This window comes from Thioalkalivibrio sp. ALE17 (assembly GCF_000425605.1).
In the GTDB taxonomy this organism is placed as follows: domain Bacteria; phylum Pseudomonadota; class Gammaproteobacteria; order Ectothiorhodospirales; family Ectothiorhodospiraceae; genus Thioalkalivibrio.
In genome coordinates this window covers 113,383-134,379 of sequence record NZ_AUDT01000009.1, presented here as the reverse complement: position 1 = coordinate 134,379, position 20,997 = coordinate 113,383, and the positions used below count along the sequence as shown (strand labels likewise).

21 protein-coding genes and 1 pseudogene are annotated in these 20,997 nt (G+C 68.2%); 13 read left to right on the top strand and 9 right to left on the bottom strand.

Annotation, left to right across the window (positions count from 1 at the left end; genetic code table 11):
* Positions 1 to 4 precede the first annotated feature (4 nt).
* The 4 genes from H609_RS0108445 to H609_RS0108430 all read right to left on the bottom strand — a co-directional run bounded on the left by H609_RS0108445 (position 5) and on the right by H609_RS0108430 (position 5,066).
* Positions 5 to 211 carry a hypothetical protein gene (locus H609_RS0108445; protein WP_017941374.1) on the bottom strand — a complete coding sequence of 69 codons (207 nt, stop codon included), beginning with the start codon at positions 209 to 211 and terminating at the stop codon, positions 5 to 7.
* Between the two features lie 42 nt (positions 212 to 253).
* Positions 254 to 472 carry a hypothetical protein gene (locus tag H609_RS0108440; RefSeq protein WP_018867447.1) on the bottom strand — a complete coding sequence of 73 codons (219 nt, stop codon included), beginning with the start codon at positions 470 to 472 and terminating at the stop codon, positions 254 to 256.
* A gap of 266 nt (positions 473 to 738) precedes the next feature.
* Positions 739 to 4,044 (bottom strand): efflux RND transporter permease subunit, encoded by a 3,306-nt coding sequence (locus H609_RS0108435; protein ID WP_028484733.1) that lies wholly within the window; start codon positions 4,042 to 4,044, stop codon positions 739 to 741.
* Positions 4,041 to 5,066, bottom strand: a complete 1,026-nt coding sequence (locus H609_RS0108430; protein ID WP_018867449.1) for an efflux RND transporter periplasmic adaptor subunit — start codon at positions 5,064 to 5,066, stop codon at positions 4,041 to 4,043. Before H609_RS0108430 ends, H609_RS0108435 begins: the two co-directional genes overlap by 4 nt.
* A 593-nt stretch (positions 5,067 to 5,659) precedes the next feature.
* On the opposite strand from H609_RS0108430, the gene H609_RS0108425 reads away from it, so the two are divergent.
* From H609_RS0108425 to H609_RS0108405, 6 genes and pseudogenes are all read left to right on the top strand, one after another.
* Complete coding sequence (locus H609_RS0108425) at positions 5,660 to 6,001, top strand: phenylpyruvate tautomerase MIF-related protein (protein WP_026279294.1); 342 nt, start codon at positions 5,660 to 5,662, stop codon at positions 5,999 to 6,001.
* 34 nt (positions 6,002 to 6,035) lie between these two features.
* Positions 6,036 to 7,745 (top strand): proline--tRNA ligase, encoded by a 1,710-nt coding sequence (locus tag H609_RS0108420; RefSeq protein ID WP_028484731.1) that lies wholly within the window; start codon positions 6,036 to 6,038, stop codon positions 7,743 to 7,745.
* A gap of 579 nt (positions 7,746 to 8,324) precedes the next feature.
* A pseudogene (locus H609_RS13850) lies at positions 8,325 to 8,447 on the top strand (type II toxin-antitoxin system RelE/ParE family toxin); the annotation flags it as partial.
* Positions 8,448 to 8,472: 25 nt separating this feature from the next.
* On the top strand, positions 8,473 to 8,772 hold the full coding sequence (locus H609_RS0108415; RefSeq protein ID WP_028484730.1) for a HigA family addiction module antitoxin: 300 nt from the start codon (positions 8,473 to 8,475) through the stop codon (positions 8,770 to 8,772).
* A gap of 63 nt (positions 8,773 to 8,835) precedes the next feature.
* Positions 8,836 to 10,698, top strand: a complete 1,863-nt coding sequence (locus H609_RS0108410) for an SLC13 family permease (protein WP_028484729.1) — start codon at positions 8,836 to 8,838, stop codon at positions 10,696 to 10,698.
* An 86-nt stretch (positions 10,699 to 10,784) separates the two neighbouring features.
* Positions 10,785 to 11,393, top strand: a complete 609-nt coding sequence (locus H609_RS0108405) for an Hsp20/alpha crystallin family protein (protein ID WP_018867455.1) — start codon at positions 10,785 to 10,787, stop codon at positions 11,391 to 11,393.
* Between the two features lie 12 nt (positions 11,394 to 11,405).
* Here H609_RS0108405 and yccX read toward each other — a convergent pair whose 3' ends face one another.
* Positions 11,406 to 11,696: an acylphosphatase gene (gene yccX, locus H609_RS0108400; RefSeq protein ID WP_018867456.1), complete on the bottom strand. Its 291-nt coding sequence runs from the start codon at positions 11,694 to 11,696 to the stop codon at positions 11,406 to 11,408.
* 23 nt (positions 11,697 to 11,719) lie between these two features.
* Here yccX and arsC point away from each other — a divergent pair, with 23 nt between their 5' ends.
* From arsC to H609_RS0108385, 3 genes are read left to right on the top strand one after another with little or no spacing between them, the layout of a single operon-like run.
* Positions 11,720 to 12,076: an arsenate reductase (glutaredoxin) gene (gene arsC / locus H609_RS0108395; protein WP_018877148.1), complete on the top strand. Its 357-nt coding sequence runs from the start codon at positions 11,720 to 11,722 to the stop codon at positions 12,074 to 12,076.
* Positions 12,073 to 12,684, top strand: a complete 612-nt coding sequence (gene wrbA, locus H609_RS0108390) for an NAD(P)H:quinone oxidoreductase (RefSeq protein WP_018867458.1) — start codon at positions 12,073 to 12,075, stop codon at positions 12,682 to 12,684. Before arsC ends, wrbA begins: the two co-directional genes overlap by 4 nt.
* Entirely contained in the window at positions 12,681 to 13,037 is a 357-nt protein-coding gene (locus H609_RS0108385; RefSeq protein ID WP_028484728.1) for a DUF2069 domain-containing protein, read from the top strand. The genes wrbA and H609_RS0108385 overlap by 4 nt, the downstream gene beginning before the upstream one ends.
* Positions 13,038 to 13,320: 283 nt before the next feature.
* Here the strand turns inward: H609_RS0108385 and hda are convergent, their stop codons facing one another.
* The 4 genes from hda to H609_RS0108365 are packed head-to-tail and all read right to left on the bottom strand — an operon-like array spanning position 13,321 to position 16,809.
* Positions 13,321 to 14,055, bottom strand: a complete 735-nt coding sequence (gene hda / locus H609_RS0108380) for a DnaA regulatory inactivator Hda (protein WP_028484727.1) — start codon at positions 14,053 to 14,055, stop codon at positions 13,321 to 13,323.
* Positions 14,052 to 15,170, bottom strand: coding sequence for an AI-2E family transporter (locus H609_RS0108375; RefSeq protein WP_028484726.1), 1,119 nt, complete (start codon positions 15,168 to 15,170; stop codon positions 14,052 to 14,054). The genes hda and H609_RS0108375 overlap by 4 nt, the downstream gene beginning before the upstream one ends.
* Positions 15,167 to 15,757 carry a CDP-alcohol phosphatidyltransferase family protein gene (locus tag H609_RS0108370; RefSeq protein WP_018867462.1) on the bottom strand — a complete coding sequence of 197 codons (591 nt, stop codon included), beginning with the start codon at positions 15,755 to 15,757 and terminating at the stop codon, positions 15,167 to 15,169. The genes H609_RS0108375 and H609_RS0108370 overlap by 4 nt, the downstream gene beginning before the upstream one ends.
* Positions 15,758 to 15,777: 20 nt before the next feature.
* Entirely contained in the window at positions 15,778 to 16,809 is a 1,032-nt protein-coding gene (locus H609_RS0108365) for a DUF2066 domain-containing protein (protein ID WP_028484725.1), read from the bottom strand.
* Positions 16,810 to 17,030: 221 nt separating this feature from the next.
* On the opposite strand from H609_RS0108365, the gene purM reads away from it, so the two are divergent.
* Genes purM through H609_RS0108345 form a run of 4 tightly spaced genes read left to right on the top strand, consistent with a single transcriptional unit; the run spans position 17,031 to position 20,971 of the window.
* Entirely contained in the window at positions 17,031 to 18,089 is a 1,059-nt protein-coding gene (gene purM / locus H609_RS0108360; protein ID WP_019558682.1) for a phosphoribosylformylglycinamidine cyclo-ligase, read from the top strand.
* Positions 18,086 to 18,793, top strand: a complete 708-nt coding sequence (gene purN, locus H609_RS0108355; protein ID WP_018867465.1) for a phosphoribosylglycinamide formyltransferase — start codon at positions 18,086 to 18,088, stop codon at positions 18,791 to 18,793. Before purM ends, purN begins: the two co-directional genes overlap by 4 nt.
* A 31-nt stretch (positions 18,794 to 18,824) precedes the next feature.
* Positions 18,825 to 19,559, top strand: a complete 735-nt coding sequence (locus H609_RS0108350; RefSeq protein ID WP_018867466.1) for a DUF3108 domain-containing protein — start codon at positions 18,825 to 18,827, stop codon at positions 19,557 to 19,559.
* Between the two features lie 5 nt (positions 19,560 to 19,564).
* Positions 19,565 to 20,971: an NAD(P)/FAD-dependent oxidoreductase gene (locus H609_RS0108345; protein WP_028484724.1), complete on the top strand. Its 1,407-nt coding sequence runs from the start codon at positions 19,565 to 19,567 to the stop codon at positions 20,969 to 20,971.
* Positions 20,972 to 20,997 lie beyond the last annotated feature (26 nt).

Genomic DNA, 20,997 nt, shown 5'->3' with positions numbered 1-20,997 from the left:
CGAATCAGTTCGGCGGGCCGCCCGGATTGATGTCCTTGTCCTTGACGATAAAGTAGACCCCGATCGCCGCCAGGCCCATCCACATCAGCAGTGCAAACACCCCGAGGATCTCCCAGAGCGTCACGAAGAAGAACAGCATGATGGCGGCGGCGCCAAGGAAGATGTTGCCGATCACGAAATTGGACGGCCGGCGGGAATCATTGTCGGGCATGGAGCACTCCGGTACGGGTGCCAGGGACGGCACCGGGCAGGGCTATTGCTTCTTGTAGGGGGCGAAGTCGAACTGCCCGGCGGTCATGTCGTCCCACAGATCGCTCTGCAGCACGGCCAGCAGCTTGAACAGCTTGCGCAGTTCGGGGTCATCCATGAAGCGCTGGTCCTCGCTGGCCTTCAGCGTCTCGACCAGGGTGGCGCACTGTTCGCGGCTGATTCCGAGGACGTTCAGGCCCTCTTCTCCCATCTCGACATCCATCGAGCGTCTCCGGTTCGGTTAAGTGGCACCGATTGTAGCCGCATGCCGGCACACGGCGAAAACACCGGAACCCGGCCGCGTCATTGCGAGGCCCCGCCAGGGGCCGTGGCACAAAAGCGCGACGCGCGTTGAGCGGCCGCAGGCCGGCCCGAAGGGCGAGCGCAGCGGGAACCCCGCGACGAAATCCCGATGCTCGCCCCACCCAGCGTCGAGGCCGGCCACAGAGATCGCCACGGCGCTGCGCGCCTCGCGATGACGGGATCCGCTTACGCCGCCTGGGCGCGGATCAGCTCGACCCGGTTGCGCACGTACAGGTAGTACAGCACCGGGATGATCACCAGCGTCAGCAGCGTGGAGACAAACACGCCGAAGATCAGCGAGATCGCCAGGCCGGAGAAGATCGGGTCATCCAGAATAAACCCGGCGCCGACCATCGCCGCCAGCCCGGTCAGGATGATCGGCTTGGCGCGCACCGCACCCGCGTGCACCACTGCCTCGATCACCTCCACGCCACGGCGGATCTCCTCGTTGATGAAGTCCACGAGCAGGATCGAGTTGCGCACGATAATCCCGGCCAGCGCGATCATCCCGATCATCGAGGTCGCGGTGAACTTGGCGTCCATGAAGAAGGCATCCATGAAGGCATGCCCCGGCATCACCCCGATCACGGTCAGCGGGATCGGCGCCATGATGATCAGCGGCACCATGTACGAGCGGAACTGCGCGACCACCAGCAGGTAGATCAGGATCAGCCCCACCGAGTAGGCAATGCCCATGTCGCGGAAGGTCTCGTAGGTCACCTGCCACTCGCCGTCCCACTTCAGGGAGAAGTTGTACGGGTTGTCCGGCTGGCTGATGAACAGCTGCTCCAGCGGCTCGCCATAGGCCATGGGCTGATCGCGCAGGCCGAAGAACATGTCGAACATGCCGTATAGCGGGCTGTCCAGACCACCGGCCAGGTCGCCCATCACGTAGACGACCGGCAGCAGGTTCTTGTGATGGATCGAATGCTCCAGGGTCGAGTCCACCACATTGACCACCTCGGACAGCGGCACCAGCGTGCCGTCGCGCGAGCGCACCTTGAGCCCCAGCACCGGGTCCAGGCTGCCCTTCTCGGCCTGCTCGAACTCGAGCCGCACGGGCACCGCGTACTTCACGTTGGAGCCGTAGAGGTAGGTCACGTCCTCGCCGGACAGCGCGGTCTCGATCGCCTGCACCACCGCCTGCTGCGACACGCCCAGGCGCGCGGCCCGCTCGCGGTCCACCTGCAGGATCTTCTTCTGCCCCGGATATTCCACCGAGTCGTCGATATCGGTAATGCCGTCGGTGTTCTCGAAGCGCTCGCGCACCTGGCGGGCGATCTCGATCTGACCGTCGTAGTCCGGCCCGTAGATCTCGGCCACGATCGGCGACATCACCGGCGGCCCCGGCGGCACCTCGACCACCTTCACCGCGGCACCGTGACGATCGGCGATCTCGTTGATTGCCTCGCGCACACCGAGCGCCACCGCATGGCTCTGGCGCGAGCGCTCGGAGGCATCCACCAGATTCACCTGGATGTCGCCGACGTGCGAGCCCTCACGCAGGTAGTACTGCCGCACCAGGCCGTTAAAGTTGATCGGCGCCGCGGTACCCGCGTAGGTCTGCACGTTGTGCACCTCGGGCACGGTCTTCAGATAGTCGCCCATCTCCGCCAGCACGCGGGAGGTACGCTCCAGGCTGGTGCCCTCCGGCATATCCAGCACCACCTGGAACTCCGACTTGTCGTCGAACGGCAGCATCTTCATGACCACCAGCTGGAAGTAGGCCAGTGACACCGAGCCGAGGATCAGCACCAGGGTCCCGACCCACAGCACCAGGCGGTTGGTCTTCTTGCGCCCGGAGGTCCCGAGAAACGGCAGCAGCAGGCGGTTGAAGATCTTCATCAGCCCAGCGGAGGCGCTCTCGCCTTCCGCGCCGTGCCCGCCGCCGGCCGGTGCGGCATGCGCGTGCTGCTCGGCCTGGCGGCGCAGCACCTTGTACGTCAGCCAGGGCGTGACCACGTAGGCCACCGCCAGCGAGATGATCATCCCCATCGAGGCGTTGATCGGGATCGGGCTCATGTAGGGCCCCATCAGCCCGGTCACGAAGGCCATCGGCAGCAGGGCCGCGATCACGGTGAAGGTCGCGAGGATGGTCGGTCCGCCGACCTCGTCCACCGCGAGCGGGATAGCCTCGAGGAATTTCCTGCCGCCCTTGGCCATGTGCCGGTGGATGTTCTCCACCACCACGATGGCATCATCCACCAGGATCCCGATGGAGAAGATCAGCGCGAACAGCGACACGCGGTTGAGGGTGAAGCCATAGGCCCAGGAGGCGAACAGGGTGATCGCGAGCGTGATCACCACGGCCACACCGACGATGAAGGCCTCGCGCCAGCCCAGTGCGATCCAGACCAGGATCACCACCGACGCGGTTGCCAGGATCAGCTTCTGGATCAGGGTATTGGCCTTGTCGTCCGCAGTCTCGCCGTAATTCCGGGTGATAGTCGTCTCGATACCGTCAGGGATATAGGTCCCGCGCAGCTGTTCCAGGCGCTCGACCAGGGCGTCGGCGATATCCGGGGCGTTGGTCCCCGGTTGCTTGGCAATCGCCACGGTGACCGCCGGGTGGCTCTCGCCCGCGCGCGCTCGATCGCCGGCGGCCGCGCCATGGGCAAAGCGCACGTGCTCGGTGGCATAGGCCGGGCCCTGCACCACCTCGGCAACGTCCTCGAGGTAGATCGGACGGCCGTAGTGCATGCCGACCACCAGACTGGCGAAAGCCTCGGGTTCGGTAATGAAGTCGCCAGCCTGGACGAGGATCTCTTCATCGTCCTGATAGAGCTGCCCGGCGTCGCGCGAGAAGTTGGAGGCCTGCAGGCTGGTGCGCAGGTCATCCACCGACAGGTTGTAGGCAGCGAGCGTCTCCGGCTTGAAGCGCACGTGCACCACGTGGTCCGGGCCGCCGACCGTGTAGATATCACGGGTACCCGGGACCCGCTTGAGCTCGGCCTCGATCCCGTGCGCCACGCGCAGCAGATCGTGCCCGCCGCGCTCGGGGTCCTCGGTCCACAGGGTCACGTTGACGATCGGCACGTCGTCGATGCCCATCGGCTTGATGATCGGCTCGCCGACCCCCAGCCCCGGCGGCAGCCAGTCCTGGTTGGAGAACACCTGGTTGTACAGGCGCACCAGCGCCGCGGTGCGGTCCTCGCCGACCTCGAACTGAATGGTGATCTGCGCCATGTTCGGGCGCGAGACGGAATAGATGTCATCGATGCCCTCGATCTCCGAGAGCACCTGCTCGGCCGGCGTGGCGACCAGTTGCGCCACCTCCTGCGCGCTCGCCCCGGGGAACGGGATGAACACGTCGGCCATGGTCACGTTGATCTGCGGCTCTTCCTCGCGCGGGGTCACCAGAATCGCGAACAGCCCCAGCAGCAGCCCCAGCAGGGCCAGCAACGGGGTGATCTGGGTGGTCAGGAAGGCCTGCGCGATGCGCCCGGAGATCCCCATCCGCTCGGACGCCCCCTCCGTGGTGGCATCGCTCATGGGTTCACCTGCTGATGTTCCTTCAGCCAGATCTGCGCGTGGACCGGATCCAGCGCCACGCGCTCGCCGGCCTCCAGACCGCCGTGGATCTCGATCAGGCCGTCATGCTGACGCCCGACCCGTACCTGGCGGAACGCCACCCGGTCGTCCGCATCCACCACATAGACGGCGATGACCTCGCTGCGATAGACCACGGCCTCGGTCGGCACCACCAGGCGCTCCACCGCGTCCACGACGAAGGCGGTCTTCACGAACATGCCGGGGAACAGGCCCAGATCCTGCTGCTCCGGCAGGTTCACGCGGATGCGGAAGGTCGAGCTGGCGGGATCGGCGTAGGGGAAGATGGTCAGGCTTTCGGCCGCCACCCGGTCTCCGTTCAGCAGGACCTCGGCACTGCGCCGCTCACGCACGCTGTGAATCAGACGCTGCGGCACATCCACCGCCACCCGCAACTGGTCCAGGCTGATCCCGGACAGCAGCGGCGACCCCGGGCTGACCGACTCGCCGACCTCTACATGGCGCTCGGTCACGATCCCCGAATAGGGCGCGTACACCTCGGTGTAGCCCAGTTGTTCACGGGCCTCCTCGACCCGACCCTCGGCCGAGCGCAGGCGGGCACGCGCCGACTCCAGCGCGGCCTCGGCTCGATCGAACTCGGAGCGCGACACCACCCCGCGATCGAACACATCGCGAATGCGCTCGAACTCCGAACGGGCCTCGTTGAAGCGGGCGCGGGCCTCGGCCAGATCGCCCTCGGCCTGGCTTACACGAGCCTGCTGCTCGGTGTCGCTGACCCGGACCAGCAATTCATCGGCCTCGACGAAGTCGTCGACATCCACGTAGATCTCGCGGATCCGCCCGGAGGTCTGCGCCGAGATCGTGGACCGCTGCACTGCCTCGACGCGGCCATCCAGGATCCGTTCCTGGGTGATCGTCTGGCGTTCGGCGGTGGCCGTCTCGAACGGCAACTCCGCCTGGGCCGCAAACGGCAACAGCAGCAGGGCCCACAGGGTGTGGCGCATCCGGTTTCGTGTCATGAGACGTCTGTCCTTGCTCGAAGAGGTCGTCGGGGGTGCGCAGGCGCGCACCGGGCCCGGAACCATATATTAGATTTTTCTAATTTATTATTTCCTGATGTTGAACGCAATCCGGCCGTCCGGCCCCGCCGCGTTCGTCTCCCTCGCAGCTAGTATAGCCACCCTGACAAGGGTTTCACCCGCTAGGGAGACGCTGATTGAATCGCACGTCCGCGTTGGTGCCCCCCCAGTTGTTCGAGACAAACGTTCCGAGGCAAGGCGCGTCGTGCAGCGGGTAGTGGTTCTACCCGCAAGCGGCGCAACGCAGGATCGGGGAACAGGGGGCACCAACCCCACAAGCCATTGAAAGCAGGGGCTCGGCCGCCCGTTGTTGATCAAAAACGGGCGCGGGAACGGCGTTGCGGTTCCCTTGTGCAGAATGACTGCACGGCAGTCACCGCGCCTTGTTCGCGCGCAAAAGCGACTCGAGCGCGGACGTGCGATTCAATCAGCGTCTCCCTAGGCTGACGCGAGCGCTGCACCGACCCCGCGCTCCCCGTATCATGGCGACCTTTCGCCGCAACGCCCCGGAGGATGCCATGCCGCTGCTGCAAGTCGAGACCAATGCCGCCCTGCCCGACGACACCGCCACGTTGTGCCAGCGCCTGTCCGCCGCGGTCGCCGACTGGCTGGGCAAGCCCGAGGGCTACGTGATGGTCGCCTGCCGCCACAACCCGGCCATGTGCTTTGGCGGGCGCACCGATCCGCTCGCGTACTGCGAGCTGAAGAGCATCGGCCTGCCCGAGGGCCTGACCCGCGAGCTGTCGCGCAAGCTGTGCGACAGCCTGCAGGCGGAACTGGGCATCGAGCCGGCCCGCGTCTACATCGAATTCGCCGACGCCCCGCGCCACTTCTGGGGCACCAACGGCACCACGTTCTGAACCCTTTCCAGCCATCAACCACGGACTGCCCCCGATGCGCGTCTCGCAATTCCCGCTGAACACCCTGAAGGAAACCCCGGCCGACGCCGAGATCGTCTCGCACCAGCTGATGCTGCGGGCCGGCTACATCCGCCGGCTGGCCTCCGGGCTGTACACCTGGCTGCCGCTGGGCCTGCGCGTACTGCGTCGAGTGGAAAACATCGTACGCGAGGAGATGAACCGCGCCGGCGCCCTGGAGGTGCTGATGCCGGCGGTGCAGCCGGCCGAACTGTGGCAGGAATCCGGGCGCTGGGATTTCTACGGCGCCGAGCTGCTGCGCCTCAAGGATCGCCACGAGCGCGACTTCTGCTTCGGCCCGACGCACGAGGAGGTCATCACCGATCTGGTGCGCCGCGAGATCCGCAGCTACCGCCAACTGCCGGTCAACTACTACCAGATCCAGACCAAGTTCCGCGACGAGCGCCGCCCGCGTTTCGGCGTAATGCGCGCCCGCGAATTCCTGATGAAGGACGCCTACTCCTTCCATATCGACGCCGACTCGCTGGGCGAGACCTACCAGCAGATGCACGCGGCCTACACCCGTATCTTCGAGCGCTGCGGCCTGGACTTCCGCGCGGTGGAGGCCGACACCGGCGCCATCGGCGGCAATACCTCGCACGAGTTCCACGTGCTGGCCAGCTCCGGCGAGGACGCCATCGCGTTCTCCCCGGCCGGGTTCGCCGCCAACGTCGAACTGGCCCCCTGCCCGGCACCCGAGCCAGCCACGGCCCCCGGCGCAGCGCTGGAGAAGATCGCCACGCCCGACGTGCACACCATCGACGATCTCGCGAAATTCCTGGACATCCCGACGGAGCGCACGGTGAAGACCCTGGTGGTCGCCGCCTCCGACGCGATCGACGCCGACCTGGTCGCCATCGTGCTGCGCGGCGACCACGAACTGAACGCGGTGAAGGCCGAGAAGCATCCCTGGGTCGCCGAGCCGCTGCGCATGGCCGAGGCCGCCGAGATCCGGGCCGCCTTCGGCGCCGATCCGGGTTCGCTGGGCCCGGTGGGAAGCCCGATCCCGGTGCTGGCCGATCAGACCATGCTGGGCATGGCGGACTTCGTGGTCGGCGCCAACGAGAACGGCCACCACCTGACCGGCGTGAACTGGGGCCGCGACCTGCCGCAGCCGGAGAGCGCCGACCTGCGCAACATCACCGAGGGCGAGTTGGCCCCGGACGGCTCCGGGGCGATCGAGATCCGCCGCGGCATCGAGGTCGGCCACATCTTCCAGCTCGGCGACAAGTACAGCCAGGCCCTGGGCGCCCGCGTACTCGACGAGGACGGCCGCGAGCAGGTCGTAACCATGGGCTGCTACGGCATCGGCGTCTCGCGCGTGGTCGCCGCCGCGATCGAGCAGAACTCCGACGAGCGCGGCATCTGCTGGCCGACGGCGATCGCCCCCTTCGACATCGCCCTGTGCCCGATCGGCGCCAAGAAGTCCCAGCGTGTGCGCGAGGCCGCGGAGAAACTGCACGACGAGCTGGAGGGCGCCGGCTTCCAGGTCCTGCTGGACGACCGCGAACAGCGCCCCGGCGTCATGTTCGCCGACATGGAACTGATCGGCATCCCGCACCGTCTGGTCATCGGCGAACGCGGCCTCGACGCCGGCGAACTCGAATACCAGGCACGCACCGCCAGCGAGGCCGAACACCTCCCGATGGATGGCCTGCTCGACGCCCTGCGCCAACGCCTGCAATAAGGGCTCGGCGGTCACCGTGCCTCGCCCGCAGAAAACAGCGCCGAAGTGACGGGCGTATTCGGGACCGGTATTTCCCGGGAGAGTCCGGTTCGACAACCGTTTGCGCGCTAATAACGCAGCGCGTTAACATTTATCCATGATCCAGAGCTACCGCGGCAAGGAAGCCGCGCGGCTGGCCCGGGGCGAGAGGGCACGCCGCCTTCCCGACGAGGTAACGCGCCGGGCACGAATGCGTCTGGCGCGCATCCACGCTGCCACCCGCCTCGAGGATCTGCGCCAGCCTCCCTCGCATCGACTAGGGAGACGCTGATTGAATCGCACGTCCGCGTTGGTGCCCCCTGTTTTCCGAGACAAGGCGCGTCGTGCAGCGGGTAGTGGTTCTACCCGCAAGCGGCGCAACGCAGGATCGGGGAACAGGGGGCACCAACCCCACAAGCTATTGAAAGCAGGGGCTCGGCCGCTTTTGCATGCGCACGGCGTTGCGGCTCCCTTGTGCAGAATGACTGCACGGCAGTCACCGCGCCTTGTTCGCACGCAAAAGCGACTCGAGCGCGGACGCGCGATTCAATCAGCGTCTCCCTAGAGGCACTGAAAGGCGACCGCGCGGGTCAATACAGCATCAGGATCAACGACCAGTGGCGCATCTGTTTCGAATGGCGAGACGGTCACGCCTACAACGTCGAGATCGTGGATTACCACTGATCCGACGACCACCAGGGAGGCAACGATGACAGCACAGGATATCGAGGCCCCGATCCATCCGGGCCAGCACCTGGCCGAATTCATCGAGGAGTCAGGCATCAGCCAGTACCGCCTGGCGCATGACATCAGCGTGCCTCCTCGTCGAATCAACGAGATCGTGCAGGGCAAGCGCGCGATCACGGCGGATACGGCGCTTCGCCTGGGCCGTTACTTCCGCACCTCGCCCGAGTTCTGGATGAACCTCCAGGATCACTTCGAGCTCGAACAGGCTCGCCAGTCTCTGGGGCCCCGGCTCGAGCAAGAAGTCCATCCGCGCGTTGCCTGATTCACGCGGCCCCCGCATCGACTGCCCCGCCGCAACCGACCCCTGCCAACAGGGCATCTTCTGATGGAATCGGTCGCCTTTACCCTGGAGATGGGGATCGTGTTCGGCCTGCTGGGGCTGACGATCCTGCTGTTCGTGACGGAAGTGATCCGGATCGACCTGGCGGCGCTGAGCGTGCTGTTCCTGCTCGGCATGGTCGCGCTGGTGCCGGGGGTGGCGCCGATCGTCGAGGGCGAGGCGCTGTTCTCCGGCTTTGCGTCGAACGCGGTGATCGCGATCATCGCGGTGATGATCATCGGCAAGGGGCTGGACCGCTCCGGTGTCATGAACCGCCTGGCGGACCTGATCCTGCGCTTTGGCGGGCAGACCGAGCGCCGCGTGATGGCCACCACCTCGGGGGCCGTGGGCATCATCACGAGCTTCATGCAGAACATCGGGGCCGCCGCATTGTTCATGCCGGTGATCAACCGCATCGGGGCCGCCGCGCGCATCCCGCGCTCGCGCTTGCTGATGCCGATGGGCTTTGCCGCGATCGTCGGCGGCACCCTGACGCTGGTGGCCTCCAGCCCGCTGATCCTGCTCAACGACCTGTTGCCCGGCGAGGTCGAGGGCTTCGGGCTGTTCGACGTCACCCCGATCGGACTCGCCCTGCTGGGTACGCTGATCCTCTACTTCGCGCTGTTCGGACGCTGGGTCCTGCCGGCCCGCGATCCCCAGACCGAGGACCCGGACGAGAGCCGGGTGCAGACGACCTCGGCCTGGTTCCGCGATGTCTACGGCATGGATTTCGGCGTGCGCGAGGCACGCCTGGACGAGGACAGCTCCCTGGCCGGAATGCGTGTGGGCGATTTCGAGGCGGCCTTCGGGGTGCACGTCGTGGGCGTCACCACGGGCGACGAGACCCGCATCGAACCCAACCGGGACGTGGAGCTGGAGCGCGGGGCACACCTCGCCATCCTCGGCCCGGTCACCACCATCGAGACGACCTGCGACCACACCGGCACCTTGCTGAAGGACGAACTGGACGTGTTCGCCCGCGCCCTGTCCGCTCGCCACGGCGGCATCGCGGAGGTGATTATCCCGCCCGGCTCCGACCTGATCGGCCAGACCGTGCGCGACAAGGGCATGCGCCGCAGCTACGGCATCTCGGTGCTGCGCATCCAGCGCGGTGATGACCTGATCGTCGACGAGGTCCCGGATACCCCGCTGAAGGCCGGCGACACCCTGGTCGTGCATACCCCGTGGGAGAACCTGCAGGCGCTGGAGGACGACCGCGACTTCGTCGTGGTCACCAGCCGCTACCCACGACGCAAGCAGGAGGCCTCAAAGACCCACCGGCCACTGGCCGCGCTCGGCTCCCTGGCGCTGGGGCTGGGGCTGGTGCTGTTCACCGACCTGCCGCTGGCACTGGCCCTGCTGGGCGGGGCCCTGGGGATGATCTTCACCGGCGTGATCACCATGGACGAGGCCTATCGCGGCATCAGCTGGAAGACCGTCTTCCTGCTCGCCTCGCTGATCCCGCTGGGGCTGGCGGTGGAGAACTCCGGCGCCGGTGAGTGGATCGCGACCAACGGCATGCAGCAACTGGAAGGGATGCCGGTCTGGGTGCTGCAGGTCGCGGTGTTCCTGCTGACCACCTTCTTCACGCTGGTGATGTCCAACGTCGGGGCAACGGTTCTGCTGGTCCCGCTGGCGGTCAGCTTCGCGAGCGTCGCCCAGGGCATGGGGATCGACGCCGACCCGCGCGTGTTCGCGCTGATCGTCGCGATCGCCGCATCCAACTCCTTCATCCTGCCCACCCACCAGGTCAATGCCCTGATCATGGATCCCGGCGGGTACCGCGTGGCCGACTACCTGCGCGCCGGCGCCGGTGTGACCCTGCTGTTCATGGTCGTCTCGCTGCTCGTCATCAACCTGCTGTTCTGAGGGAAACAGTGTTTCCCTCAGCCCGGTTCAGGGCCGGTACAGGCTACTCGGACAGACTCGGCTACAAACCCACACGGAAATCGCGCATGCCCGCAACGCTTCGTCTGTACCCGGTCCTGGCAGCCCTGGCACTGCTGCTGGCCGCCTGCAGCCCGCGGATCTACGGGGTAAGCGAAGAACAATGGGACGCCATGGGCGAGGCCGAACGGGTCGAGGCCATCCGCGCCTGGGAATCGGTGCAGAAGGCCCGCGAGGCCCGGCTGCAGGCCGAAGCCGAGCAGGAGGCGGCACGGGCAGCCGAACGCGCCGAGCGGGTCGCGGCCATCCGCAGTGGCCAGGCCGGCCTGCCCGGAGACCTGATCCGCGTCAGTCTCAGCGGCGGCACGCTGCGGATCGGCGGTCGCGAACGCGCGCTGGAGCCAACGGCCTTTACCCTCGCCAGTGGCGAGAGCCGCAGCATCGAGGTACACGCCGAGCGCTACCGCAGTGAGCTCGAGGTCGCCTATGAAGACGGCCTCTTGCTGATCGACCTGCCGCGCCATTCGCGCACCGGGGCGGCCCGCCTCGCCTGGGACGGCGCCTGGATGCAGGGGGCCGAGACCCGCATCCGGTCGGAAGGTCCGCACCGGCTGCGCGACGTGCGTGCCTTCGTCCAGGTCATTCCGCCACCGGGTCGCCCGCTGCGGCGCTACTGAGGCACCGCCGAGTCAGCCCGTGGAGAACTCGCGCGGCGCCGGCTCCGGGGGTTCCAGCTCCTCGGCCTCCACCGCATCCACCCGCGCCATGCGCGGCCCGTCGGCCAGCCACTCCTCCAGCGTGTCCAGCGCCCTGCGCGGGCCCACGGCCAGCACCTCGACGCTGCCGTCCGGCTCATTACGGGCATAACCGGTCAACCCGAGCCGCCGGGCCTCGTCGCGGGTAGAGGCGCGGAAGAACACCCCCTGCACCTGACCGCTGACACGCCAGCGGCGGGCATGGTTATCATTGGCCTCCGTCATTTTTCGTCCTCCGGAGTGGATTCATGTCCGATGCCCCTACGCTGTACCACAACCCGCGCTGCAGCAAGTCGCGCGCGACCCTGGCACTGCTGCGCGAGCAGGGCGTGGAGCCGCAGATTGTCGAATATCTGAAGACGCCGCCGGATGCCGCCACCCTGCGCGCCATCGTCGACCGGCTGGGCATCGCCCCGCGCGATCTCCTGCGCACCGGCGAGGCGGAGTACCGCGAACTGGGCCTGAAGGATGCCGAGCTGGACGACGAGGCGCTGATCCAGACCATGGTGCAACACCCGAAACTGATCGAACGCCCGATCCTGGTCGTGGGTGAGCGCGCCCGCATCGGGCGTCCGCCCGAGCAGGTGCTGGAGATCCTGTCGTGAGCGCGGCCCCCGAGGTCCTGGTGCTGTACTACAGCCGCTACGGCGCGACCGCCGAGCTGGCCCGTCACGTCGCCAGCGGCGTGGAGCGGGCCGGCGCCGTCGCCCGCGTGCGCACTGTGCCGCCGGTGAGCACCAACATCACCGGCGAGGCGCCGGCGGTTCCCGCCGACGGCCCGCCCTACGCGGAGACCCGCGACCTGGAGGAATGCGCCGGGCTGGTCATGGGCTCGCCCACGCGCTTCGGCAACATGGCCGCGCCGCTGAAGCACTTCCTCGACGGCACCAGCGGCCTGTGGGCCAGCGGCGGCCTGGTCGATCGCCCGTTCGGGCTGTTCACCAGCACCGCCACCCAGCACGGCGGGCAGGAAACCACCCTGCTGACCATGGCCCTGCCCCTGATCCACCAGGGGATGCTCTGGGTCGGCGTGCCCTACACCGTGCCGGAACTGAGCACCACGACCTCCGGGGGCTCGCCCTACGGCGCCAGCCATGTCGCCGGTGGCCAGGGCGAGCACCCGGTGACCCGCGAGGAGCAGCGCATCGCCACGGCCCTGGGCGAGCGGGTCGGGCGGATCACGCGCCGCCTGCAGAACGGGGAATCGGCATGATCCTCGCGGCGCGCGCGCTGGCGCTGGTCGCCTATCTGGCCCTGATCGGCCTGATCCTGGTCTGGACCACCTGGATCGACCAGCCGGAGATCGTGCCGGTCTCTTTGGCGCTGGTGATCCTGGTCCTGCCGCTGCTGTTCCCGCTGCGCGGGATGCTGCACGGGCGCCGCTACACCCACGCCTGGTCCAGCCTGCTGGCGCTGGCCTACGTAACCCTGGGGATCACGCTGGCCGCGGCGGCCGATGCGCGCCTGTACGGGCTGCTGATGACCGCCGCCAGCCTCGCCTGGTTCGCCGGCTGCCTGCTCTACGTCAAACTCGACGCCCGCCGCGCTCGCAAGCTTACTTCCTGATTTTCACCACGAAGCGCACGAAGACACGAAGAAGGTCAAAACCCGTTCACAGGAAGACGGGAAGGCTGGAAGAGGGCATTTTGTTTACAGGAGGTTGCGGGAAAGTCCTTTCCGGTGCGCAATGTACCCACGCTTCGGCCGGAGCGAGGCGCCCAGCCAGCATCCCCGGGCCGAGGACCGCCTCCCGGTACGCCCCATCCAGAATCTTCCGTCCTTCCCGTCTTCCTGTTAAACGCCCTTGACCTGGCCCTTCTTCGTGCCTTCGTGTGCTTCGTGGTGAAGATCAGGGACGCGCGAGCTGGTCGCGGACGAAGGGGATGGTCAAGCGCCGCTGTTCGGCCAGGGCGGCCAGGTCCAGGCGGTCCAGCAGGGCCAGCAGGGCCACCAGATCACGGCGGTAGTGGCGCAGCAGGTAGTCGGCCACCGCCTCCGGCAGCTCCAGCCCGCGCAGTGCGGCGCGCTGGGCGAGGATGCGCTTGAGGTCGTCTTCCTCCGGTGCCTGCATCCGGAACACCGGCCCCCACGCCAGGCGCGAGGTCAGGTCCGGCAGGCGACTGCCCAGCCCGTCCGGCGCATGGGTCGCCGCCAGCAGTACCCGGCAGCCGCTGTCGCGCAGGCGGTTCAGCAGCCCGAACAGGGCTTCGTCCCAGTCGCCCTGCCCGACCACCTCGTCGAGATCGTCCAGTGCCACCAGGCGGGCACCCTCCAGGCCGTCCAGCACCGCCAGCGGCGGGGCGGATGCGACCTCGCCCAGCGGCAGGTAGGACACCGGATCGCCGCGTTCGTGGCTCTGATGGCAGGCCGCCTGCAGCAGGTGGGTCTTGCCGACGCCGGACGGCCCGTGCAGCAGGATCTGTGGCTCGCTCATGCCAACCCCGACGGCCAGCGCCTCGACGGCATCCCGGGCGAGCGGATTGCCGCCGGGATAGAAGCCGGCAAAGCGCGACGTATCCCGCAGGCGCAGGTCCAGCGGCAGCTGGCGCTGCGGGGCAGCCTCGCGACCCTGGCCGGCACTCATTCCCCGGGACCTCCCGGCTCCGAGGGCGCTTCCCCGGCATTCAGGCGCCGGTAGTGCACCAGCAGGTGGCGCACGCCGACAGCCAGCACCGCCGCCACCGGCAGCGCCAGCAGCACGCCGAAAAAGCCGAACAGCTGTCCGCCGGCCAGCACGGCAAAGATCACCGCGACCGGATGCAGCCCGGTGCGGTCGCCCACCAGCCAGGGCGTCAGCACCATGGACTCCAGCACCTGGGCCACGGCGAAGATCGCCAGCACGATCAGCAGCAGGGTCCAGCCGTCGCCCTGCACCAGCGCGGCGGCGCTGGCGAGCAGCACCCCGACGATCACGCCAACATAGGGGATAAAGCTGACCAGCCCGGCGATCAGGCCAATCGCCAGACCCATCTCGACCCCGGCCACAGTCAGGGTGACCGCATAGAACAGGCCCAGCGCCAGCATCACCAGCATCTGTCCGCGCAGAAAGGCCCCCAGCGTTTCGTCCGACTCCGCAGCGAAGGTCATCACCGCCGGACGCCAGGCCCGCGGCAGCAGGTCGCGCAATCCGTCCAGCAGGCGCGGCCAGTCGCGCAGCAGATAGAAACTCACCACCGGGATGAGCACCAGGTTCAATACCCCCAGCACCAGCGCGCCGGTGGAGCTGCCGATCCACTGCAGTACACCCCCGGCCAGCCCGCCGGCCTCGCGCCAGTGCTCGGTGACCAGCCCCTGCAGCGCACCGGCGTCCAGCGGCGGCAGGCCGTCCCCGGCCAGTTCCTCCAGCCAAGGCCGCACCTGCGCATCGAACCAGCCGAGGATCTGCGGTAGCGCCAGCGTGAGTCGTTCGAACTGGGCGATCGCCAGCGGGATCAGGATCAGGATCAGCGCGGCCAGCCCGAGCATCACCAGCAGGAAGATGACCACCGTGGCCAGGGTGCGCGAACGCCCGGTGCGCGCCGCCAGACGCGTCACCAGCGGATTGAACAGATAACCGATCAGCAGCGCCACGACGAAGGGGGTGAGGATTGGCGCGAGCAGGTACAGCGCCCCGCCCAGTACCAGCAATCCGACCAGGGCGGCCAGGGTCGCGGCCGAGACCGGCCCGACGCACTCGCGCAACTCGACCCCCCTGCTCATGACGCCCTCCCGTTCGCCGCGTCCGACCCGCCCTGGCCGCGCAGGTAACGCCACGCATACAGACCCCACTGCACGGTATAGGCCAGACCGCTGGCCAGGGTCGTGAAGGCCACGACAATAATCAGCAGCTGCACCCAGATCGGGTCCAGTGCCAGCAGACCGACCTTCACGATGGCCACCAGCACCAGCGCGATCTGCAGGAAGGTGTTCACCTTGCTGATCAGCAACGGCCGAATGGCCAGGGGCCCGACAAACACCCGGTACAACGCGGAGCCAAGGGTCAGCCAGACATCCCGCCCCACCACCAGCAACAGCAGCCAGAGGGGCAGCAGTCCGGACAGGGTCACGGCCACATAGATCCCCAGCATCAGCAGCTTGTCCGCCGCCGGATCCAGCCAGGCACCCAGCGGCGTATGCCAGCCGTAACGCCGGACCAGCCAGCCGTCCAGGGCGTCACTCAGTCCGGCGATTGCCAGCAGCACCACCGCCACCAGGTAGTGCTCCAGCGCCAGCAGCACGACAATCGGCGGGATCAGCAGGATCCGGCCGATCGTGACGGCATTGGGGATCTGGTGGCGGGGCAGCATCCGGTTCGCCGTGACAGCAATCAGCGCCGATCCAGCCAGGCATCGGCCTCGGGTGCCGCATCCGGCGCCTCGGCGCGGGCAAAGCCGGAGCCGCGCAGCAGGTCGACCAGGTCATCGCGATCAAGGCCGGTGCGCACCTGCAGCACCACACTGTCGCCGGCCAGCGCATCCAGACGCGCCGCCTCCACCGCCTGCAGCCGCGCCAATTCCGCGCGCAGGCGCTCGAAGGCCGCAAAGCCCTGGATCCCGGCAAACCCCAGGCGCAGCCATTCCGGCTCGGCCGCGACCCGTGCCAGGGGCTCGGCCACCCGGTCCAGCGCCCGCGCCACCGCCTCGCGGGCCGCCACTGCGGGGCTGTCCCCACTGGCGGAACTGCGGTATTCACGGGTGTCGTGCACCGCGACCACCCGCGCCTCGGCCCCGCTCGCGGTCTCGCGCACGTGCAGCAGCAGAACCCCGTCGGCCTCGTATCGGCGCGCGGCCGCAACCAGCGGCTCGCTCACACCGCCCACGATATCGGAGGGCTGGGCGGACCGGCGGTCCTCCAGATCGCCGAGCGGGAACAGCAACGGCATGTCCCGGGCCTCGGCCAGCTCGTCCAGCGCCGCGAGGATCCCCGGGCCGTCCACCGCATCCCCGAGCAGGTCACGCTGCCCGCCGGCATCATGTACGGCCCATACCAGCAGCGCCGGACGCTCGCCCAGCAAGGCCGGCACACCCGCGTCTCGCAGCGCGGTGCGCAGACGAAACGGGTCGAACTCCAGGCGGTAGCGATCTTCTTCGACCTGTTGCCGCCGCTCCAGCGCCGCGATCCAGCCCTCGTCGTCGCGGCCTTCGAGCAGTTCACCCGCCAAATCCAGCACCGGGCCCGAACGCAGCCCCGCCAGCCTTACCAGCGCCTGCTCCAGCCCCTGCTCCAGTGCCTGGGTCTCGTCCTCGGCGGTGACCGTCACCACCAGCGCATCATCGGCGGCCCCGGCCGGGGTCAGCACCAGGAAAAGGAGGCCCAGCAGGAAGGCCAGGCGGGAATGCGCTCGAGGATGCAGGGGCATGGTCATGATCGGTTGTTCGACAGGCGCCACAAAATACCACAGGCATGCGCCCCGGCATCGCCGGAGAAGGCTCGCCAGCGCCGCCCGTTCGCACCCGCCTTCTTCGCCGCGAAACGCTTCCCGGCTTTGCACCCCCGCACCCGGCTCGCTACCATGCCGGGTTCTGCGAGACCGCCGCAGCGCGCGGCCTCCACCCGCGCTCATTCAACATCGGGGAACCCATGTCCGAATCCCGTTCAGGCCTGACCTACCGCGAGGCCGGTGTCGACATCGAGGCCGGCGCCGAGCTGGTCGAACGTATCAAGCCGCATGCGGCGCGCACCCGACGCCCCGGCGTGATGGCCGGCCTGGGTGGCTTCGGGGCCCTGTTCGAACTGCCGATGGATCGCTACCGGCAGCCGGTCCTGGTATCCGGCACGGACGGCGTCGGTACCAAGCTGCGCCTGGCGCAGGAGACCGGCCGGCATGACCGCATCGGCATCGACCTGGTCGCGATGTGCGTCAACGACATCGTCGTCCAGGGGGCCGAACCGCTGTTCTTCCTTGATTACTACGCCACCGGCCACCTGGATGTGGACATCGCGGCGGACGTGGTGACCGGCATCGCCGAGGGCTGCGAACAGGCGGGCTGCGCCCTGATCGGTGGCGAGACTGCCGAGATGCCCGGGATGTACCAGGGCGAGGACTACGACGTGGCCGGCTTCGCTGTCGGCATCGCCGAGAAGGACGCCCTGATCGACGGCAGCCGAGTCGCCGCCGGGGATGTCGTCCTCGGCCTGGAGGCCAGCGGCCCCCATTCCAATGGCTACTCCCTGATCCGGCGCGTACTGGAGCACGCCGGCACGCGCCTCGACGCACCGCTGCCGGGCGCCGACGGCATCACGCTGGGCGAGGCCCTGATGGCCCCCACCCGGATCTACGTGCGCCCGTTGCTGGAACTGCTGGAGCAGTTCCCGGTGCACGCCATGGCTCACATCACCGGCGGCGGTCTGACCGAGAACCTCCCGCGCGTGCTGCCCGACACCCTGGGCGCACGCATCGACCCCGACAGCTGGGCGCGGCCGCCGGTGTTCCACTGGCTGCAGCAGGCTGGCGACATCGCCGACGAGGAGATGCTGCGCACCTTCAACTGCGGCATCGGCATGACCGTCATCCTCCCCGAGGACCGGGTTGAGGCCGCCAGCACACAGCTCGCGCGGGCCGGCATCCGCAGCTGGCCGATCGGCGTGATCCGCGAACGCGACGAGTACCAGCCCGGCGTCACCTACGCCGCCGCATGAGCGGACCCATCGGGCAATCGGACACGACTCCGCGGCGCCTGGTCGTCCTGATCTCCGGGCGCGGCAGCAACCTCGGCGCCCTGATCGAGGCCTGCGAACAGGGCCGCATCCCCGCGCGGGTGGTCGGGGTCATCAGCAACCGGCCGGATGCCGGCGGGCTCGCGCTGGCCGAACAGCACGGCATCCCGCGGCGTGTCCTGAACCATCGCGACTACCCCTCGCGCGAGGCCTTCGACGCCGACCTGGCCGCCGCCATCGAGGACTATGCCCCGGACCTGGTCATCCTGGCCGGCTTCATGCGCATCCTGACCCCCGGTTTTGTGGACCGATTCACCGGCCGCATGCTGAACATTCATCCCTCGCTGCTGCCCAAGTATCGCGGCCTGGACACCCACGCCCGCGCCCTGGCCGATGGCGAGACCGAGCACGGCGCCAGCGTCCACTTTGTCACCCCGGAGCTGGACGGCGGACCGGTGATCATGCAGGCACGCGTGCCGGTGGCGCCCGACGATACGGCCGACACCCTGGCCGCCCGCGTGCAACGGGCCGAGCACCGGCTGTACCCCGAGGTCGTCCGGCGCGTGTGTTCAGGCGAAATTCAGTGGTGCGGGCGGATCCTGCAAGACGACGGCAGGCCGCTTGAGGCACCGCTGCAACTCGACGAGGACACCCATGAACGTTCAGGCCCCGACGACCGGCGCTAGCCGCGCGATGACCCGGCGTGCTGTTTCCATAATGCTGGCCCTGGTGCTGGCCCTGCTGGCCACCCCGGCAGCCGCGGACCGCGACCTGCGCCCGATCCCGCCCTACACCGCCAGCTACGAGGCCAGCGCCATGGGCAATACGCTCAAGGCGCGCATCACCCTCAACCACGAGGACGTGCAGACCCGCATGGCGATGGATGCCCACGTCTCCGGCTTCCTGCGCATCCTCGGGCGCTTCGAGCTGAGCCGCGAGGCCCTGATGAACAGCCGCAACGGCGACCTCCAGCTGGTGCAGTCGCGCAGCCAGCAGATCACCCCGCGCCGCGAGCGCAAGGTCGAGACGCGTTTCGACTGGGAGAGCAACCGCGCGATCGGCACCATCAATAGCGAGCGCTTCGATCTCGAGGTCCCGGAACAGACCCTGGACTTCCTCGGCTCGCTGTACCTGATGATGCAGCGCCTGGAGACCGGCGAACTGGCCGCCGCGGGGGACCGCGAGACCATCCAGGCGCTGGAACGCGACCGCCTGCGCGAATACGAGTTCGAGGTCGTCGGACGCGAGACCATGGACTCCCCGATCGGCCGCGTGGAGACCATCCGCATCGACCGCCGCAGCAAGGACAGCGACGTTGCGCTGTCCGCCTGGTTTGCGCGCGAGCTGCGCCACGTCCCGGTGCGTTTCGACTACGAGGCCGACGGCCGCGTGTTCGAGCTGAACCTCACGCAGCTGGAATGGCACGACCCGATCATTGACCTGACCGAGTAGACACCATGAGCGAGACCTTTGACCTGGCCATCATCGGCAGTGGCCCCGGGGGCTATCGTGCCGCCGTTCTGGGCGCCCTGCGCGGACTGAGCGTCGTCATCATCGAGAAGGGCGACTGGGGCGGCTGCTGCCTCAACCGCGGCTGCGTACCCAAGAAGGACTGGTACCACACCGCCCGCACCGTCGCCGCGCAGCGCCACTTCGAGGGCCGCGGCATCAGCGGCAGCCTCACGGCCGACATGGATCGCGCCTGGGACCACCAGAAGGACGTGGTCACCGAGGTGCGCAACTCCTACCTCGGCTACATGAAGCACCTGAAGATCCAGTACCGCCACGGCACTGCGAGCTTCCGCGACGCCGAGATCCTGGAGGTCGTCACCGACGACGGCACCGAGACCGTCAGCGCCCGCCACACCATCATCGCCACCGGCGCCACCGCCACCGTTCCGGCCCCGTTCACGGCCGAACCCGGGCGCGTACTGACCACCGACATGCTGTTCGACGACAAACCGCCTACGGGCGCGCGAGTCGCGATCATCGGCTCCGGCGTTGTCGCCACCGAGTTCGCCTGGATCTTCCATCATCTCGGCAAGCAGGTGACCTGGCTGTCGCGCTCCAAGCCGCTGTCCAACCAGAAGTTCAGCCCGCAGGCACTGGGCACGCTGAAGGAACAGCTGGCCGCGGACGGCATCGAGCCGGTGCGGGTCAAGGGCTACGAAAGCGTCGAGACCTCGGATGACGGCGTCACCATCACCGACAGCGAAGGCAACACCTTCGAGGTCGACTGGGTCCTGCTCGGCACCGGACGCACCCCGCACACCGAGGGCCTGAACCTCGACGCCATCGGGGTGAAGACCGACGCCCGCGGCTTCGTGAAGCGCCGCCCCACGCTGCAGACCGATGTCGACACTATCTACGCCATCGGCGATGTCGCGAGCGAGTGGCAGACCGCGAACCACGCCCTGGCGGACGCCACCATCGCGGTGGAGAACATTCAGAACGGCAACACTCGGGAGCAGGACGAGCGCTTCGTGCCGATCGCGATCTACTCCGCGGTGGAAATGGCGCGCCTTGGCATGGACGAGGACGACGCCGAGGACGAGGAACTGGAACCGGCGGTCGGCTTCGCCGCCTTCGAGACCTCGCCGCGCGCGCTGGGCCAGGACGAGCCGGAGGGCTTCGTCCGCCTGATTGGCGACATGGACACCGGCGCCCTGCTGGGCGGCGAGGTCATCGGCAGTGATGCCGGCGAGCTGATCCACATCCTGTCCCTGGCCCCCGACCGCGCCACCGCGCTCGCCTGGATCGCCCAGGGCCAGTGGAACCACCCGACCCGCGCCGAGGAGTTCCTCAACGCCACCGAGACCCTCGCCTCCAAGTGGAACCTCAAGTCCGAGATCTTCGGCCTCTGACCGGACCTATTCGTCCTCGCACGCAG

Coding starts and splice junctions, on each gene's coding strand:
- H609_RS0108420 (WP_028484731.1), top strand. CDS start 6,036: ATGCGCGTCTCGCAATTCCCGCTGAACACCCTGAAGGAAACCCCGGCC.
- H609_RS0108415 (WP_028484730.1), top strand. CDS start 8,473: ATGACAGCACAGGATATCGAGGCCCCGATCCATCCGGGCCAGCACCTG.
- hda (WP_028484727.1), bottom strand. CDS start 14,055: ATGAGTGCCGGCCAGGGTCGCGAGGCTGCCCCGCAGCGCCAGCTGCCG.
- purM (WP_019558682.1), top strand. CDS start 17,031: ATGTCCGAATCCCGTTCAGGCCTGACCTACCGCGAGGCCGGTGTCGAC.
- H609_RS0108365 (WP_028484725.1), bottom strand. CDS start 16,809: ATGCCCCTGCATCCTCGAGCGCATTCCCGCCTGGCCTTCCTGCTGGGC.
- H609_RS0108410 (WP_028484729.1), top strand. CDS start 8,836: ATGGAATCGGTCGCCTTTACCCTGGAGATGGGGATCGTGTTCGGCCTG.
- H609_RS0108345 (WP_028484724.1), top strand. CDS start 19,565: ATGAGCGAGACCTTTGACCTGGCCATCATCGGCAGTGGCCCCGGGGGC.
- H609_RS0108375 (WP_028484726.1), bottom strand. CDS start 15,170: ATGAGCAGGGGGGTCGAGTTGCGCGAGTGCGTCGGGCCGGTCTCGGCC.
- yccX (WP_018867456.1), bottom strand. CDS start 11,696: ATGACGGAGGCCAATGATAACCATGCCCGCCGCTGGCGTGTCAGCGGT.
- H609_RS0108430 (WP_018867449.1), bottom strand. CDS start 5,066: ATGCGCCACACCCTGTGGGCCCTGCTGCTGTTGCCGTTTGCGGCCCAG.
- H609_RS0108425 (WP_026279294.1), top strand. CDS start 5,660: ATGCCGCTGCTGCAAGTCGAGACCAATGCCGCCCTGCCCGACGACACC.
- H609_RS0108405 (WP_018867455.1), top strand. CDS start 10,785: ATGCCCGCAACGCTTCGTCTGTACCCGGTCCTGGCAGCCCTGGCACTG.
- purN (WP_018867465.1), top strand. CDS start 18,086: ATGAGCGGACCCATCGGGCAATCGGACACGACTCCGCGGCGCCTGGTC.
- H609_RS0108445 (WP_017941374.1), bottom strand. CDS start 211: ATGCCCGACAATGATTCCCGCCGGCCGTCCAATTTCGTGATCGGCAAC.
- H609_RS0108385 (WP_028484728.1), top strand. CDS start 12,681: ATGATCCTCGCGGCGCGCGCGCTGGCGCTGGTCGCCTATCTGGCCCTG.
- H609_RS0108440 (WP_018867447.1), bottom strand. CDS start 472: ATGGATGTCGAGATGGGAGAAGAGGGCCTGAACGTCCTCGGAATCAGC.
- H609_RS0108370 (WP_018867462.1), bottom strand. CDS start 15,757: ATGCTGCCCCGCCACCAGATCCCCAATGCCGTCACGATCGGCCGGATC.
- H609_RS0108350 (WP_018867466.1), top strand. CDS start 18,825: ATGCTGGCCCTGGTGCTGGCCCTGCTGGCCACCCCGGCAGCCGCGGAC.
- arsC (WP_018877148.1), top strand. CDS start 11,720: ATGTCCGATGCCCCTACGCTGTACCACAACCCGCGCTGCAGCAAGTCG.
- H609_RS0108435 (WP_028484733.1), bottom strand. CDS start 4,044: ATGAGCGATGCCACCACGGAGGGGGCGTCCGAGCGGATGGGGATCTCC.